This window comes from Kluyvera huaxiensis (genome assembly GCF_040149365.1).
GTDB lineage: Bacteria > Pseudomonadota > Gammaproteobacteria > Enterobacterales > Enterobacteriaceae > Kluyvera > Kluyvera intermedia_A.
The window spans coordinates 1-397 of the sequence record NZ_JBEFLV010000064.1; the positions used below are offsets into that span (position 1 = coordinate 1).

Consider the following 397-nt stretch of genomic DNA (forward strand, 5'->3'; position numbering starts at 1 on the left):
ATATCATGGACCGGTTCGGCGTACGCTGGGTCTTCGCCATGATGGCCATCCTCTGGTCCGTCTTTAACGCGCTGACCGGTTTCTTCAGCTCCTGGCTCCCCATGATGATACTCCGGATGGGCATTGGCCTCACCGAATCCACCTTCAATCCTGCCGGAATGAAAGTCTCCGCCCAGTGGTTCCCGCCCCGGGAGCGTGGCCTGGCCTGTGGGATCTACAGCATCGGCACTTCAGCCGGGGCCATGCTCGCCCCGCCCGTAGTCGCCTGGTCCATCATCCATTACAACTGGCGCATCGCCTTCGTCGTGGCGAGCGTCTTCGGGATTGTCTGGTCCGTGCTCTGGCTGATTGCCTACCGCGCCCCGGAAAAACACGGCCTCATCACAGAAGAGGAGCT

Annotated in this window: 1 protein-coding gene; it reads left to right on the plus strand. The window is 61.2% G+C overall.

Translation table 11 applies throughout. The annotated features are described in order from the left end of the window. The coding region (locus tag ABOC97_RS23935) for an MFS transporter (protein WP_349602335.1) at positions 1-397 on the plus strand (397 nt) is incomplete at both ends.